The following is a 14,012-nucleotide window of genomic DNA, read 5'->3' as shown; positions in this document are numbered from 1 at the left end:
GGTTATGGGATTGGTAAAGAAACGCCCGTACGGCCTGTTGCCCGGGACCGTTCAGACGACAGGATGCGCCAGTACCCGTACGGACTCATGACCACTTTCGTCACGTACGCCACAACACTCACAGGGGGAGGCACCACTTGCGACGTTCAGCAGCGCTCGGCTCCGCCGGCACTCTCATAGCGGGCACCTTGATGGCCGGCGCGATGTCCGCGCCGGCCGCCGGCGCCGAGGGCCGCAGCACCAGCGTCACCAGCACGTCCGAGGCGCGCGGCGTTCAGATCGCCGCCCAGCGGGCCGCGAAGTCCGGCATCGACTGGCGCGACTGCCCGGCCGACTGGGGCCTCGACCAGCCCATCCAGTGCGGCTGGGTCACCGTCCCGGTCGACTACGCCAAGCCCAACGGCCGGAAGATCAAGATCGCGGTCGACCGCGTCGGCAACACCGGCTCCGAGGCGGACCGCCAGGGCGCGCTCCTCTACAACCCCGGCGGCCCCGGCGGCTCGGGCATGCGCTTCCCCACCCGCGTCACCAAGAAGAACCCGATCTACACGAAGCTGGCCAAGGCGTACGACTTCGTGGGCTTCGACCCCCGCGGTGTCGGCCACTCCTCGCCCATCTCCTGCGTCGACCCGCAGGAGTTCGTCAAGGCGCCGAAGCTCGACCCGGTGCCCGACAGCGAGGCCGACAAGCGCGCCCAGCGCAAGCTCGCCGCCGAGTACGCGGACGGCTGCCAGGAGCGCAGCGGCTGGATCCTGCCGCACATGACCACCCCGAACACGGCTCGCGACCTGGACGTCGTCCGGGCCGCGCTCGGTGAGCGGAAGCTGAACTTCCTCGGTGTCTCCTACGGCACCTACCTCGGCGCGGTCTACGGAACGCTGTTCCCGGGCCACGTCCGCCGCATGGTCGTCGACAGCGTGGTCAACCCGTCGAAGGAGAAGATCTGGTACCAGGCCAACCTGGACCAGGACGTCGCCTTCCAGATGCGCTGGGACGACTGGAAGCAGTGGGTGGCCAAGAACGACGCCACCTACCACCTCGGGGACACCCCCGAGAAGGTCGAGCAGCAGTGGGTGAAGCTGCGCGCCGCCGCCAAGAAGAGCCCCATCGGCGGCGTCGTCGGCCCCGCCGAGCTCGTCGGCTTCTTCCAGAGCGCGCCCTACTACGACTCCGCCTGGGCGCACACCGCCGAGATCTGGAGCAAGTACGTCGCGGGCGACACGCAGGCCCTCGTCGACGAGATCGCGCCCGACCTGTCGGACACGGCGGGCAACGCGTCCTCGGAGAACGGCAACGCCGTCTACACGGCCGTCGAGTGCGCCGACGCCAAGTGGCCCACCAGCTGGAAGACGTGGGACCGGGACAACACCAGGCTGCACAAGGACCACCCGTTCATGACGTGGGCCAACGCCTGGATGAACCTGCCCTGCGCCACCTGGTCGTCGAAGCAGCACACCCCGCTGAACGTCAAGTCCGGCAAGGGGCTGCCGCCGGTCCTGATCGTGCAGGCCGAGCGTGACGCCGCCACTCCGTACGAGGGCGCCGTCGAGCTGCACAAGCGCTTCAAGGGCTCGCGCCTGATCACCGAGAAGGACGCCGGCTCGCACGGCGTCACCGGGATCGCGAACCCCTGCGTGAATGACCGGGTCGACACCTACCTGCTGACCGGGAAGACCGACAGCCGCGACGTGACGTGCGCCCCGCACGCCACGCCCAAGCCGTAACGGCCTGAAACGCGGGAGGGGGCGGCCGGGGTTCCGGCCGCCCCCTCCTCATGTCTACCGGCCGGCCAGCCAGGCATCCTCCTGGGCGTAGTCGAACGGCCCGTCGCCGTCGGGGGCGTACCGCTGCGACAGCTTCGGGAACGCCTCCCGCCAGTCCTGGTGACGGAGCACCCCCGCCAGCCATTCCACGGTGGCGGGCAGGGACTCGGCGTACCCGGTGACAGCCCGGTAGCCCAGCTCGCGCTCGGCGGCGGACATGTCGTAGACGACGGGATGACCGCCGCTCCAGGGCGTCTCCCCGACCGTGCCCACCGGCGGGGGCCCGTCCACCAGGACCAGCTCGCTCCCTACCCCCATGACGGCGTCGATCGCCGTACTGATCTCCGCGACCGTCGGAACGTCGGGGTCGCCCGCGTTGAGCACCCGCGCACCCGGCCGCGCCGCCGCCAGACGGATCAGCTCCCCAACGTTCGACACGTGCACCGGGTGGAACCGGCTGCGCCCGCCGTGCGCCAGGACGCGCACGGGCCGGCCGTCCAGCACCCGCTTGACGAAATGGATCTCCCGCGGAGTCCGGCAGTGCGGCCCGTGGACCGCGCCCGCCCGCAGGACGGTCGTCGGCAGCCGGTCGCCGGCCGCCAGCAGACGCCGTTCGATCGCGACCTTCCTGGTCCCGTACGTCGCGCCTCCCGGCGCGACGACCGGCTGCGTCTCACGGATCGGCACCGGGTACCGCGGAAAGCCGTCGGGCTCGGCCTGGGTGTCGAAGCTCCGCCCCTTGTCGTCCTCATACACGGCGCCACTGGAGATGACGACGGCGGAGCCGATCCGGTCCGCGAGTCCGGTCAGCTGCGCCGCGTGCCGCTCCTCCATCGCGACCATGTCCACCAGGACGTCGCAGCCAGTACCGAGCGCGGCGGCGAGCGCCGCGTCGTCGTCCCGGTCGAGCGCCACGGACCGCACGTCCCGCGGCCACGTCCCGTCGCGGCCACCGCCGCGCGACGCCGCCGTCACGTCCCAGCCGTCCTCGGCGAGTGCCCGTACGGCCGCCCGCCCGATCTGTCCCGTAGCTCCGATGACGAACGCGTTTCCCTTGGTCATGCCGTGGACGCTATGCGCCGGGGAAGCGTCCGCGGAGCGCCGTTCGCCGTCCGCTGATTCGCCGTCAGCGTCGGAGCCTGGGGAACTTCTTCGCCTGCTCCGCCTTGACCTCGGCGGCGTACCGGTCGACGTACTCCTGCCCGGACAGGTCGAGGATCGCGTACATGATCTCGTCGGTGACCGCGCGCAGCGCCGCCTTCTCGTTCTCCATCCCCTCGTACCGCGAGAAGTCCAGCGGCTCGCCGAACCGGATGGTCACCCGCTTGATGCGCGGTACGACCTGACCCGGCGGCTGGATCTCGAACGTGCCGACCATCGCGCACGGCACCACGGGCACGCGCGCCTGGAGCGCCATCGCGGCGACCCCGACCTTGCCCTTGTAGAGCCGGCCGTCGTGCGAGCGGGTGCCCTCGGGGTAGATGCCCAGCAGCTCTCCCTTGCCCAGTACGCCGAGGCCCTCGCGGATCGCGGCCTTCCCGGCCTCCTTGCCGGACCGGTCGACCGGGATCTGACCGGCGCTGCGGAAGAAGGCGGCGGTCAGCCTGCCCTTGAGGCCCGGACCTGTGAAGTACTCGGCCTTGGCGAGGAACGTGATGCGCCGCTTGATGATCGCGGGCATCAGGAAGTGGTCGGAGAACGACAGGTGGTTGCCCGCGACGATCGCGGCGCCGTCGTCGGGGATGTGCTCGAGCCCCTCGATCCTGGGCCGGAAGAGCAGTCTCAGCAGTGGCCCGAGAAGGACGTACTTGAGCACGTGATAGAACACGGGGCGGCTCCTAGTTCTGCCGGATCGGCTCCAGGGCTGGGGCCGGTGCCGGCCCGTTCCGACTTTACTGACTTGGCATCAGGGGCGGCACTGGGCGTCGGGTCCGGGGCGCCGACTAGGATGCGGGCATGAGTCAGCGGACGCGCCCGGCACGGCCCCTCGGGGCACGGCTGTACGCCCTGCTCCTGCCGGCCGTGCTCGGGGGCCTCCTGGCCATGCACGGACTGGGGCCCGCGGCCCCTCCGCAGCCGGCCCACGCTCTGCCGGACGTCCGCCACGCGGCCCCTTCGCACCCGCACCCGCCCGCCGGCGAGGTCTGCGCGCACGCGGGGCACGACGGGGGCGGCGCCGGCGGCCATGTCGAGCACGCCGACTCAACCTGCGCCGCCGGCGGTACGAGCGGTGCGCCCGCACTGCCCGCGCCGGCTCCCGCCGGGGCCGCCGCCTTCGGGGCGGCGGACGGTACGGCGTTCCTCGCCGCGGCGGCGCCCGGCGGGCGGGCCCCGCCCTCACTGAGCGAACTGCAACTCCTGCGCGTATAGGCGGCCCCGGCGTGCCCGGCCGCCGCGGCCGGCTGCCACGCCGTCCACAGCCATGCCTTGAATCCGTGCGCGAACACAGGAGTCGCACCACCATGACCGCATGCCGTTTCACGACCGCATACCGTCTCACTGTCCGCCGCGCCGCCGCCGTCGCGGCCGCGGCCACCACCGCCGCCTTGCTGGCAGCCTGCGGCGGGGGAGGGGACAGCCCGGCCGCTCACGCCGGTCACGGCACGAGTGCCGCACCCTCCGCGTCCTCGGCCGGGCGCGCCTGGAACGCCGCCGACGTCTCCTTCGCGAAGGGGATGATCCCGCACCACCGGCAGGCCGTGGCCATGGCCGGGCTGGCGGCGACCCGGGCGCGGTCCACCGAGGTCAAGCAGCTGGCCGCGCGGATCGAGAAGGCCCAGGGCCCGGAGATCCGCACGCTGTCCGGCTGGCTCACCGCCTGGGGCGAGGATGTTCCCGAGGAGGGCGCCACCGGCGGCCACGCCGGGCATTCGGCGGCCGGGATGATGGCGTCCGAGGAGATGGACGCGCTGGAGAAGTCGTCCGGCGAGGCGTTCGACACCGCGTTCCTGACCATGATGGTCGAGCACCACGAGGGGGCGGTCGCGATGGCCAGGACCGAGCGGTCGGACGGGGCCCACCGTCCGGCCAAGGAGATGGCCGGTGACATCGTGACCTCGCAGAGCGCCGAGATCAGGCGCATGAACGCACTCCTCGGCGCGAACTGACCGCAGGAGCCGCGAGGCGGGGGCGGCCACCCGGCCGCCCCCGCTTCTTCGGCGTATCAGGGCCGGGTCAGCCGGTGCGCGTGGTGGACAGCCGGTCGAGCCACTCCGACAGCAGGCCGGTCTCGGCGGGGCTCAGCGGCGACCGGGGTGAGCGGCGCAGCAGGGCGTTCAGCCGGGCCGCCGCCGTCGCCACCTCCGCCTCGTCGGTCCCGCCGGCTTCTCCGGTGTCGTGGGACGGAGCCGGCGCGGCGGTCGCGCCGGGCACGAGGACGGCGGCGTGCACGGCGTCGCGTACGCGGGCCGAGGTGCCGCCGTCGGTGAACGTCGTCGGGCGGGAGACGAGCATGAGGGCCACGCCGACGTTCGCCGACATGATCATCTGGGCGGCCGGTTCGGGCGCCATCCGCAACCTGCCCTGAACGGCGGCCCTCTCCAGCACCCGGGTGAGGATGATGTGCGACTCCAGGGCCGAGGCCGGGGGTGTGCGCATCGCGGGCGAGTTCATCAGGCGGTACAGGTTCGGGTTGCGCAGGGCGAAGTCCACGTGGCCGTCCCAGCCGTCGCGCAGGTCCTGGACCGGGTCCGGGCCGGGTTCGCGCTGTCGCTTCGTGGCCAGGTACTGGTCGAAGCCGTGGTCGACCACGGCCGAGAGCAGCCCCTCCTTGTCGCCGAAGTGCCGGTAGAGCGCGGGAGCGCCGACCTGCGCCGCCTCACACACGGCGCGCGTGGAGATGTCCCCGTCCGGTGACCGCGCGACCAGCCCTGCGGCCACTTCCAGGATGCGTGCTCGCGTGCTCATGGGCGGGACGCTATCAACGGAGCCCCGGGAACGCCGAGGCGCGGAAGGCCGACGGCCGCCGGTCAGACGATGCCGCCGTTGGCCCGCAGGACCTGGCCGTTGACCCAGCGGGCGGGCCCGGCGAGGAAGGAGACGGCCTCGGCGATGTCCTCGGGGGTCCCGAGGCGCTCCAGCGGGCTCGCGCCGGCCAGGCGCGCGACGGTCTCCTCGTCCTTGCCGTCGAGGAACAGCGCGGTGGCGGTCGGCCCGGGGGCGACGGCGTTCACGGTGATGTCCCGCCCGCGCAGCTCGCGGGCCAGGATCAGCGTCATTGCCTCGACCGCGCCCTTGGTGGCGGCGTACGCGCTGTAGCCGGGCAGCGCCAGCCCCAGGACGGAGCTGGAGAAGTTGACGACCGCTCCGCCCGGCCGGAGCCTGCGGGCGGCCTGCTGGTCGACGACGAACGTGCCGCGGACGTTGGTACGGAGCATGCGGTCCAGCTCGTCGAGCGCCGCGGATGCCAGCGGCGCGAGCCGCATGACACCCGCGGCGTTCACGACCACGTCCACACCGCCGTACGTCTCCTCGGCGAGGTCGAAGAGCGCCGCGACCGCGCTCTCGTCGGCCACGTCGGCGCGGAAGGCGACCGCCTGCCCGCCGGCGGCGGTGATCGCCGCTACGGCCGCTTCGGCCTCGGCGGCGTTCTCCGCGTAGTTCACGACGACGGCGCACCCGTCGGCCGCCAGCCGCTCGGCGACCGCACGCCCGATGCCGCGCGACCCTCCGGTGACGATCGCGACCCGGGGGCCGGGGGTCCTCTGCTCAGTCATGACGTGCTCCCTGTGCCGGAAGGAACGGTGGATTCGCCGCGTGCCGGGGTGGCGAAACCTTGCCGTATCGACGCTACCCAGAATCTGTTAGCAACGCTACTCCGCCTGATCCGCCCCGGACAAGCCCGCCCACCTGCCGTAGAATTGAGGAAAGCGGCTCTGTGCACGTCGGCGTATTTCGATCATGAGCAATCCAATCGAGGACTACGCCCTTGTCAGCGACCTCGAAACTGCCGCCATGGTGGGCAGGGACGGGTCGATCGACTGGCTCTGTTTCCCGCGCTTCGATTCCCCCGCCTGTTTCGCCGCACTGCTCGGCACGGCGGACAACGGGTTCTGGCGCGTCGCACCCGTCGGCGGCGGACTCTCCTCGCACCGGGCGTACCGCCGGGACACGCTCGTGCTCGACACGTACTGGAATACCGCGACCGGCACCGCCCGCGTCACGGACTTCATGCCGCCGCGCGGCCGGCACCCCTGCGTCGTGCGCACCGTCGAGGGCCTCTCCGGCACCGTCGCGCTGCGCAGTGAGCTCAAGCCGCGTTTCCACCAGGGCAGGGTCCGCCCCTGGGTCCGGTTCACCGACCCCTCCACGGTCGCCGTCGCGGTCGCCGGACCGGACGCGGTGTGGCTGAGCGCCGACGGGCCGGTGCGGACGCTCGACCATACCGACTCGACCGTCGTCACGTTCGACGTCCCCGCCGGCCGCCGGCTGACCCTGATGCTCATGTGGACGCCGTCGCACCTCACGGCCCAGCCGGCCCCCGTCTGCGTACCGCCCGAGACGGCACTCAAGGCGACCACCGACTTCTGGCGCGACTGGGCGGGCCAGTGCCGCTATCAAGGACCCTGGCGGGAGGCCGTCGTACGGTCGCTGATCACCCTGAAGGCGCTCACGTACGCCCCCACCGGCGGCATCGTCGCCGCGCCCACCACCTCGCTCCCCGAATGCGTGGGCGGCGAACGCAACTGGGACTACCGGTACTGCTGGCTGCGCGACTCCACCCTCACCCTGTCGTGCCTGCTGCGCAGCGGCTACCGGGACGAGGCCACGGCCTGGCTCGACTGGCTCCTGCGCGCCATCGCGGGCGAACCCGCCGACCTCCAGACGGTGTACGGCATCGAAGGCCACCGGCACCTCCCGGAGACCGAGGCGCCCTGGCTCCCCGGCTACGAGGGGGCGCGGCCGGTCCGGTTCGGGAACGCCGCCGTGGGCCAGTTCCAGCTGGACGTCTACGGCGAGGTCCTGGACACCCTCTACTGGTCGCTGCGCGCCGGCATTCCCCTGCAGCCCCACATGTGGAGTCTGGTCAACGCCCTGATGAGCTACCTCAGCGCCCACTGGCGCGACCCCGACGAAGGGCTGTGGGAAGTGCGGGGCCCCAGACGCCAGTTCGTCCACTCCAAGGTCATGTCCTGGGTCGCCGCCGACCGCGCCCTGCGAATGGGAACCCTCCTCGGCAGGAACGGGTCCTGTGCCGAGTGGCGCGCCATGCGGGACGCCGTCCACCGCGAGGTCTGCCGCGAGGGCTGGGACGCCCGGCAGCAGTCGTTCGTCCAGTACTACGGCTCCTCCGCCCTCGACGCGTCCGCCCTGCTCATGCCCAAGCTCGGCTTCCTCCCGGCCGGGGACGCGCGGGTGCGCGGCACCGTACGGGCGATGCGGGCGCTGGACCAGGAAGGGTTCGTACGCCGCTACGCGCAGGCCGACGTCGGCGCGACGCGCGGCCCGGACGGTGTGCACAACGTGGACGGCATGCACGGCTCCGAGGGCGCGTTCGTGGCGTGCTCGCTCTGGTACGCCGAAGCCCTGGCAGCCACCGGCCACCTCCGCGAGGCACGGGAGACCTTCGAACGGGTCCTCGGCATCCGCAACGACGTGGGGCTGCTCTCGGAGCAGTGGGACCCGCTCGGCCGCCGCCAGCTGGGCAACGCCCCGCAGGCGTTCAGCCACATCGCCCTGGTGGACACGGCGTTCGCCCTCCAGCGGGCCGGGGTCTCACGTCACCTGACCGCCGTCAGGAGCACCATCCCCGAGTCCCCGTAGTCGGGCAGCGTGGGATCGGCGTCGATCCGGCTCACCGCGAGCCGCCGGGTCAGCGGCTCGAAGACGTCCCTGACGACGGCCGGGTTCACCGGACAGCCGGGCCACTGCGACGCGGGTCCGATGCGGTACGTCGGCATGTTCTCCATGAACGCCGCCACCAACTGCCCCCCGGGGCGGACCGAACGTACGAAGGCGGCGCAGAAGTCCCGGAACTCGGCGCAGTCCTCCGTGACCCCCTCCGCGACGAAGTTCATCGACGCGATCTCGTAGGCGCCGGGCGTCAGGTCCCGGACGTCCGCGTGGACGACGCGCACCGGCGAGAGGGCCTCGCGCAGGGTCGCGGGCAGGGTGGGGTTCAGCCGCCGGCACAGGTCGTAGAAGGGCCGCCAGCTGTCGTCGGGGCCCTGGTCGAGCTGCTGCGTCAGGTACGCGACGCCCGACGCCCCCGCCTCCACCGCGTCGACACGACGGCTCGCGGCAGCGGCCAGCATCAGCGGATACAGGTTGGGGCCGGCCCCGAACTCGACGGTCCGGGCGGCGCTCCTGGGCGCGAAGCGCCGGTAGAACTCCGAGTGGTGGGTGATCACGGCCGCGTCCGAGGGGTGCAGCTCACGGTAGTTCTCGGCGAGGTAGTCCTGGACGGGCCAGCTGTCCCAGTCCACGTCGTCGTTGCGCGTCGGGGGGCGTCCGGACACGGCGCTCTCAGCTCCCCGCACCCAGGGCGAACCGTTCGGACAGCCGGGTCAGCGTGGTGTTGAGCCGGTCGATGTCCTCGTCGGAGTTCAGCGCCGTGAGCTGGATGCGGAACCCGACCCGGTCGCGCGGTACGAGCGGATAGGCGGCCAGGGTCACGTACACGCCCTCCTCCCACAGGAAGGTGGCGACCGCGTCGAGATCCGAGGCGTTCGCCAGCGGGATCTCCACGATCGGGAGGACTCCGACGTTCGGCGTGCCGATGCCCAGGCGGCCCAGGTGCTCCAGAACCCGCACGGTCTTGCGGTACAGGCCGGCCCGGATGACGTCGCCCCGGCGGTCGTTGACCTCGAGACCGGCGAGCGTCGTCGCGAGGGACGCCGTGGGGGAGGGGCCCGAGTACAGGTAGGGGCCCGCGGCGACCTTCAGCAGGTCCTTGAGCGCCGGCGGCAGCGCGAGGAAGGCCAGCAGTGAGGAGTACGCCTTGGAGAAGCCGCCGACGAGCACGATGTTGTCGTACGTCTCCCCGGTGTGCCGGACGACGCTGTTGCCGCGCGCTCCGTAGGGGCACAGCTCGTCCACCCGCCGCTCGCCGATGACGCCGAATCCGTGGGTGTCGTCGATGTAGAGCGTCGCGTCGTGGTCCCGGCAGATCCCGGCGAGTTCGGGCAGGTCCGGAATGTTCCCCGTCATGCTGTTGACCCCGTCGAGACAGACGAGCCGAGAGGGCCCGGCGGGTATGTCGCGCAGCAGGGCCTCCAGTTGTTCCGGCTGCTCGCAGCGGAACCGGTGCAGCGTCGCCCCCTGGCCCCGGGCGGCCACGCAGCCGTCGTACACGGTCCGGTGCGCCGTCGCCTCCACGAACACGTGGCCCTTGTTCGCGAGGACCGGGATCACCGAGGCGTGGATCAGCGTGGCCGTCGGCAGCAGCAGGGTGTCCGGCGCGCGCAGCAGCGCCGCCAGCCTCTCCTCGATCTCGGGATACAACCGCGGGCTGCCGAGCAGCCGCGACCAGCTCGGATGCGTCCCCCAGCGTCGTACGGCCGGTTCGATCGCGTCGATGATCTCGGGATCGCAGTCGAAGCCCAGGTAGTTGCAGGAGGCGAAGTCGATCAGCCAGTGGTCGCCGCTGCGGATGTGCCGGCCCCGTACCTCGTCGAGAACCGCGTCGCTCATCGGGCTGGTCCGCCGCAGATGCTCGAGATCGCCCCAGCGGGGGTCGAGTACGCCCAGGGGTGGGGCGGCCGCTTGTCGCATGGCGTTCTCCTTTTTCGGTGTGGCGGGGCCCCGTGCGGCGGGACCCGGAGGGGCGGGACCCGGTGCGGGCCGGCGGGCCGCGGCCGCCCGGTCCGGCGCCTGCACGGCCGCCGGCGCGCGGTGTCGCCCGTTGGGGTGGCGCAGCATGAACTCGCCCTGCTCCACCGTCATCGGCCGGGCGAAGAGGTACCCCTGCCCGAAGCGGCAGCCCATACGGGCCAGGAGATCGCGCTGCGCCGCGTCCTCGATGCCTTCGGCGATGACCTGAAGTCCGAGGGTGTCGGCGATGTGGACGATCCCTTCGACGAGCGCGACCTGCTGGGTGTCGGTCGTGAGGTCGTCGATGAACGACTTGTCGATCTTGAGCACGTCGATCGGGAACTCGCGCAGATAGCGCAGCGAGGAGAAACCCGTGCCGAAGTCGTCGACGGCGATGCGTACGTCGAGGTCCTTCAGGGCGTGCATGACGGCCTCGACCTGCGCGTCCCTGCGCATGAGCACCGTCTCGGTCAGCTCCAGCTGCAGCGAACCGGGCGACAGCCCGGGGGTCGCGAGCACCTTGCACACCTCGTCCAGGAACTCGCTCTCCCGGAACTGACGGGCCGACACGTTGACGCTGACGTACGGCGGGGTGCGCGGCACGGCCTGCTGGAGCCCGGCGATGTCGGCCGTCGCGTTCCCCAGCACCCACGCCCCCAGCGGCGCGATGTACCCGGTCTCCTCGGCGAGCGAGATGAACTGCTGCGGCGGGACGAGCCCGCGCTGCGCGTGCGGCCAGCGGGCCAGCGCCTCGAAGCCGACGACCTCGTCCGCGGTGATGTCCACGACGGGCTGGTAGCGCACCGCGAACTCCTCGTTGGCGATCGCCGTGCCGAGACTGGCCTGCAGGTCGTGCCGCTCCAGCATGCGCACCCCCAGCCGGGGCTGGAAGCGGCGCCACTGGCGCTTGCCCGCGGCCTTGGCGGCGTACAGCGCCAGGTCCGCGTGGCTCAGCAGTTCCTCGCTGTCGGCGCTGTCCATCGCCGTGGCCACGCCCACGCTGGCGGATACGCTCACCGATCCGTCGGCCAGCCGGAACGGCCGGTTGAGGGTCTGGACGACCTGCGCGGCCAGCAGCTCGGCGTCGATGGGCTCCTTGGCGTCCTCCATGAGGACCGCGAACTCGTCACCACCGAGCCGCGCCGCCGTGTCGGTGCGGCGCAGCGACTCCGAGAGCCTGCCGCCGACCGCCGCGAGGAGCTGGTCGCCGACGGTGTGCCCCATCGTGTCGTTGACGATCTTGAAGTCGTCGAGGTCGATGAACAGCACACAGGTGAGGGACGACTCGCGGCGGCCGCGCAGCAGCGCGCGCTCGATCCGCTCCAGCAGCAGCGTCCGGTTGGGCAGGCCGGTCAGCGAGTCGTGGAAGGCCCGCTGGGTGAGCTCGTGCTCCAGCTGCCGCTGCTCGGTCACGTCCCGCAGCGTGACGACCAGTCCGCGTACGGTCCGGTCGTGCCGCAGGTCGCGGCACCTGACCTGCACTTCTATCGGGCCGCTCTCCCGCGGTACGCACCAGTGGTCCTGCGACTCCCGGCGATCGCCCTTCCACATGGCCGTCAGGACCCGGGCCGCCCGCTCACGGTCGCGGGCGTCCACCAGGTCGGGCAGCGACGCGCCGACCAGGTGCACGTCCCCGAACACGGCCTGCGCCGAGGGGCTCGCGTAGCGGACGGTGCTGTCCTCGCCGACGATGAGGATGACGTCGGCGGCGTTGCGCACCAGCGTGCGGAAGTACGCCTCGCTCTCCCGCCGGGTGATCTCCTGGCGCAGCGCGACGCGTTCCATGGCGAGCCCCGCGTGCGAGGCGAGGATCTCCAACGAGCCGCGCGTCTCGGAGAGTTGCTTGCGCGGGCCGGCGGCCAGCAGGATGCCCGGCAGTTCGTCCCCGGCCGGCCGGTCGGGCGGGATCATCGGGCAGACGAGGGCGGTGGCCGCGTCCCCCAGCCGGGCGGCGATGCGCGGGCCGAGTCCGGCCACCGGCACCAGCTCCGTGTGGCGCAGGGCGAGGGTGACCGGAGGGCCCGGCATCGTCTCGCCCGTACTGGCGTCACGCCACTCGCGGGACACCGGCGCCTGGGGGCCGGAGCGGGCGCGCGCGTCGTCGCCCGAACCGGCCGACAGCAGTATGCTCGCCAGCCGGACATCGGGCCCGGACAGTGCGGCGACCGCCGCGTCGCAGGACCGGGCCACCTCCCTCGGCGTGCCCGCCGACACCAGCGAGGCGGCTGCCGTGCGCAGGACTATCTCGCGGGTCACGGCCTTGCGGTGGGCCACCACCATGCCGGTGAGGCGGAAGATCACCAGCACCATCAGCGTGCCGGAGAAGGCGGCGATCACCGCCGCGTCCTGGGGGCTGCCCCGCAGTCCTTCGTAGAGCAGGATCCCGGGCGCGATCAGCACGGCGGCGGACAGCAGCAGGAGCCGCAGCGGTGGCGGAAGCAGGGACTGCGGCTGGTGGGTGCGCGCGGTCAGCTCCACCATCGACGGATGCAGCGCCGCCATCCCCCAGGCCGTGTAGAAGATCACCCAGCCCATGTCGAGCAGGGTGCCGGCTTGCCACAACCCGTTGAGCTGGAGGATTCCGTACGCGATGTCGAAGCCCAGCAGCGTGACGGTGCCGAGGACGAGCAGCTGAACGGAACGGTTGCGGCCCGACAGGGCGCCGGGCGTGAGCAGTCGCACCAGCAGCGCGAGCACCAGCACGTCGCCGAGCGGATAGGCGATGCTGATGGCGCGCTGCTCCCAGGTGAGGCCCTCGACCAGGGTCAGCGGCTGCACCAGGAACACCCAGACCGGCAGGGCGAGTCCGGCGGTGAAGATCAGCGCGTCCAGCAGACTCGGCAGGTCGCGTCCCACCCAGCGGTACCTGACCAGCCCCAGAAGACCGGCGGCGAACAGCGGATACGTCGCCAGGTAGCAGGCGTCGGCGGGCGACGGGAACGGGTTGGACGCCTGGAAGTACTCTTCGAGCACGTGGTAGTACGTGTCTCCGGCGCAGAACGTCAGCAGCGCCGCCGCGAGGAGCCACCAGGGCCAGCGGTGCGCCGGCCGGTTGACGACGACGCCGGTGAGGACGGCCGCGACACCCGAAAGGCCGATAACTGCCCAGAGCGCCGCGTGCACTTGGGGCAGCGTCAGGCACACGGCGGTCGAACCGGCGACGAGGACGGCATAACCGGCCATGAGCGCACGAGTCGTCCGAGTCACAGGCAATACGCCTCCTCGCCGATCATATGTACACCATCCGGTCCGCTGCATCTCCTCTGTCCGGACTGACGGGCCGTCATGTGTGGTCCGGCGCCGCCGCCCCTCCTAGGGGGTCGCCCGCCGTGCGGTGCCGGCGTATCCGTGGGGGTTGAGTTGTTGGAATCGCCAGGCGTCGGCGCACATGTCGGTGAGGCTGCGGGTGGGGTGCCATCCGAGGGCGTGCTGGGCGGCTGTGGTGTCGGCGATGAGTTCGGGGGCGTCGCCGGGGCGGCGGGAGGCGATGTCGTAGGG

Annotated in this window: 10 protein-coding genes and 1 pseudogene; 4 read left to right on the top strand and 7 right to left on the bottom strand. The window is 72.0% G+C overall.

The features are described 5' to 3' along the window. The first annotated feature begins 137 nt into the window (after nt 1-137). Entirely contained in the window at nt 138-1,724 is a 1,587-nt protein-coding gene (locus E2E34_RS05835; protein WP_244315532.1) for an alpha/beta hydrolase, read from the top strand. 54 nt (nt 1,725-1,778) lie between these two features. Here the strand turns inward: E2E34_RS05835 and E2E34_RS05830 are convergent, their stop codons facing one another. Next, a complete protein-coding gene (locus E2E34_RS05830; protein ID WP_138900834.1) occupies nt 1,779-2,825 on the bottom strand; it encodes an NAD-dependent epimerase/dehydratase family protein in 1,047 nt (348 codons plus the stop codon). 64 nt (nt 2,826-2,889) lie between these two features. Beyond that, nucleotides 2,890-3,591 (bottom strand): lysophospholipid acyltransferase family protein, encoded by a 702-nt coding sequence (locus E2E34_RS05825; protein WP_138900833.1) that lies wholly within the window; start codon nt 3,589-3,591, stop codon nt 2,890-2,892. Between the two features lie 128 nt (nt 3,592-3,719). On the opposite strand from E2E34_RS05825, the gene E2E34_RS05820 reads away from it, so the two are divergent. Beyond that, nucleotides 3,720-4,133, top strand: coding sequence for a DUF6153 family protein (locus tag E2E34_RS05820; protein WP_138900832.1), 414 nt, complete (start codon nt 3,720-3,722; stop codon nt 4,131-4,133). Between the two features lie 92 nt (nt 4,134-4,225). Next, nucleotides 4,226-4,870, top strand: coding sequence for a DUF305 domain-containing protein (locus tag E2E34_RS05815; RefSeq protein ID WP_138900831.1), 645 nt, complete (start codon nt 4,226-4,228; stop codon nt 4,868-4,870). Nucleotides 4,871-4,937: 67 nt separating this feature from the next. Here E2E34_RS05815 and E2E34_RS05810 read toward each other — a convergent pair whose 3' ends face one another. Together E2E34_RS05810 and E2E34_RS05805 are read right to left on the bottom strand one after the other, a co-directional pair. Continuing rightward, nucleotides 4,938-5,669 (bottom strand): TetR/AcrR family transcriptional regulator, encoded by a 732-nt coding sequence (locus tag E2E34_RS05810; protein WP_138900830.1) that lies wholly within the window; start codon nt 5,667-5,669, stop codon nt 4,938-4,940. A 62-nt stretch (nt 5,670-5,731) separates the two neighbouring features. Then, a complete protein-coding gene (locus tag E2E34_RS05805) occupies nt 5,732-6,478 on the bottom strand; it encodes an SDR family oxidoreductase (RefSeq protein ID WP_138900829.1) in 747 nt (248 codons plus the stop codon). 184 nt (nt 6,479-6,662) lie between these two features. Between E2E34_RS05805 and E2E34_RS05800 the strand changes: the two genes are divergently transcribed. Beyond that, nucleotides 6,663-8,525 (top strand): glycoside hydrolase family 15 protein, encoded by a 1,863-nt coding sequence (locus E2E34_RS05800; protein WP_138900828.1) that lies wholly within the window; start codon nt 6,663-6,665, stop codon nt 8,523-8,525. Here the strand turns inward: E2E34_RS05800 and E2E34_RS05795 are convergent. From E2E34_RS05795 to E2E34_RS35305, 3 genes and pseudogenes are all read right to left on the bottom strand, one after another. Next, nucleotides 8,483-9,220, bottom strand: coding sequence for a class I SAM-dependent methyltransferase (locus E2E34_RS05795; RefSeq protein ID WP_138900827.1), 738 nt, complete (start codon nt 9,218-9,220; stop codon nt 8,483-8,485). The genes E2E34_RS05800 and E2E34_RS05795 overlap by 43 nt on opposite strands. Nucleotides 9,221-9,227: 7 nt before the next feature. Next, the gene (locus tag E2E34_RS05790; protein ID WP_138900861.1) at nt 9,228-13,697 is read right to left on the bottom strand and encodes an aminotransferase class I/II-fold pyridoxal phosphate-dependent enzyme; all 4,470 of its coding nucleotides are present in this window, start codon (nt 13,695-13,697) and stop codon (nt 9,228-9,230) included. Nucleotides 13,698-13,826: 129 nt separating this feature from the next. Further along, nucleotides 13,827-14,012 (bottom strand): annotated as a pseudogene (locus E2E34_RS35305) (UDP-glucose 4-epimerase GalE); the annotation flags it as partial.

The organism is Streptomyces albidochromogenes (assembly GCF_005981925.1).
Classification (GTDB): domain Bacteria; phylum Actinomycetota; class Actinomycetes; order Streptomycetales; family Streptomycetaceae; genus Streptomyces; species Streptomyces albidochromogenes.
This window is presented reverse-complemented; position numbering and strand designations above follow the sequence as displayed.

Bases quoted from the DNA above. Each gene is read 5' to 3' on its own strand.
- E2E34_RS05800 (WP_138900828.1), top strand. From the start codon at position 6,663: ATGAGCAATCCAATCGAGGACTACGCCCTTGTCAGCGACCTCGAAACT.
- E2E34_RS05810 (WP_138900830.1), bottom strand. From the start codon at position 5,669: ATGAGCACGCGAGCACGCATCCTGGAAGTGGCCGCAGGGCTGGTCGCG.
- E2E34_RS05815 (WP_138900831.1), top strand. From the start codon at position 4,226: ATGACCGCATGCCGTTTCACGACCGCATACCGTCTCACTGTCCGCCGC.
- E2E34_RS05820 (WP_138900832.1), top strand. From the start codon at position 3,720: ATGAGTCAGCGGACGCGCCCGGCACGGCCCCTCGGGGCACGGCTGTAC.
- E2E34_RS05805 (WP_138900829.1), bottom strand. From the start codon at position 6,478: ATGACTGAGCAGAGGACCCCCGGCCCCCGGGTCGCGATCGTCACCGGA.
- E2E34_RS05830 (WP_138900834.1), bottom strand. From the start codon at position 2,825: ATGACCAAGGGAAACGCGTTCGTCATCGGAGCTACGGGACAGATCGGG.
- E2E34_RS05790 (WP_138900861.1), bottom strand. From the start codon at position 13,697: ATGGCCGGTTATGCCGTCCTCGTCGCCGGTTCGACCGCCGTGTGCCTG.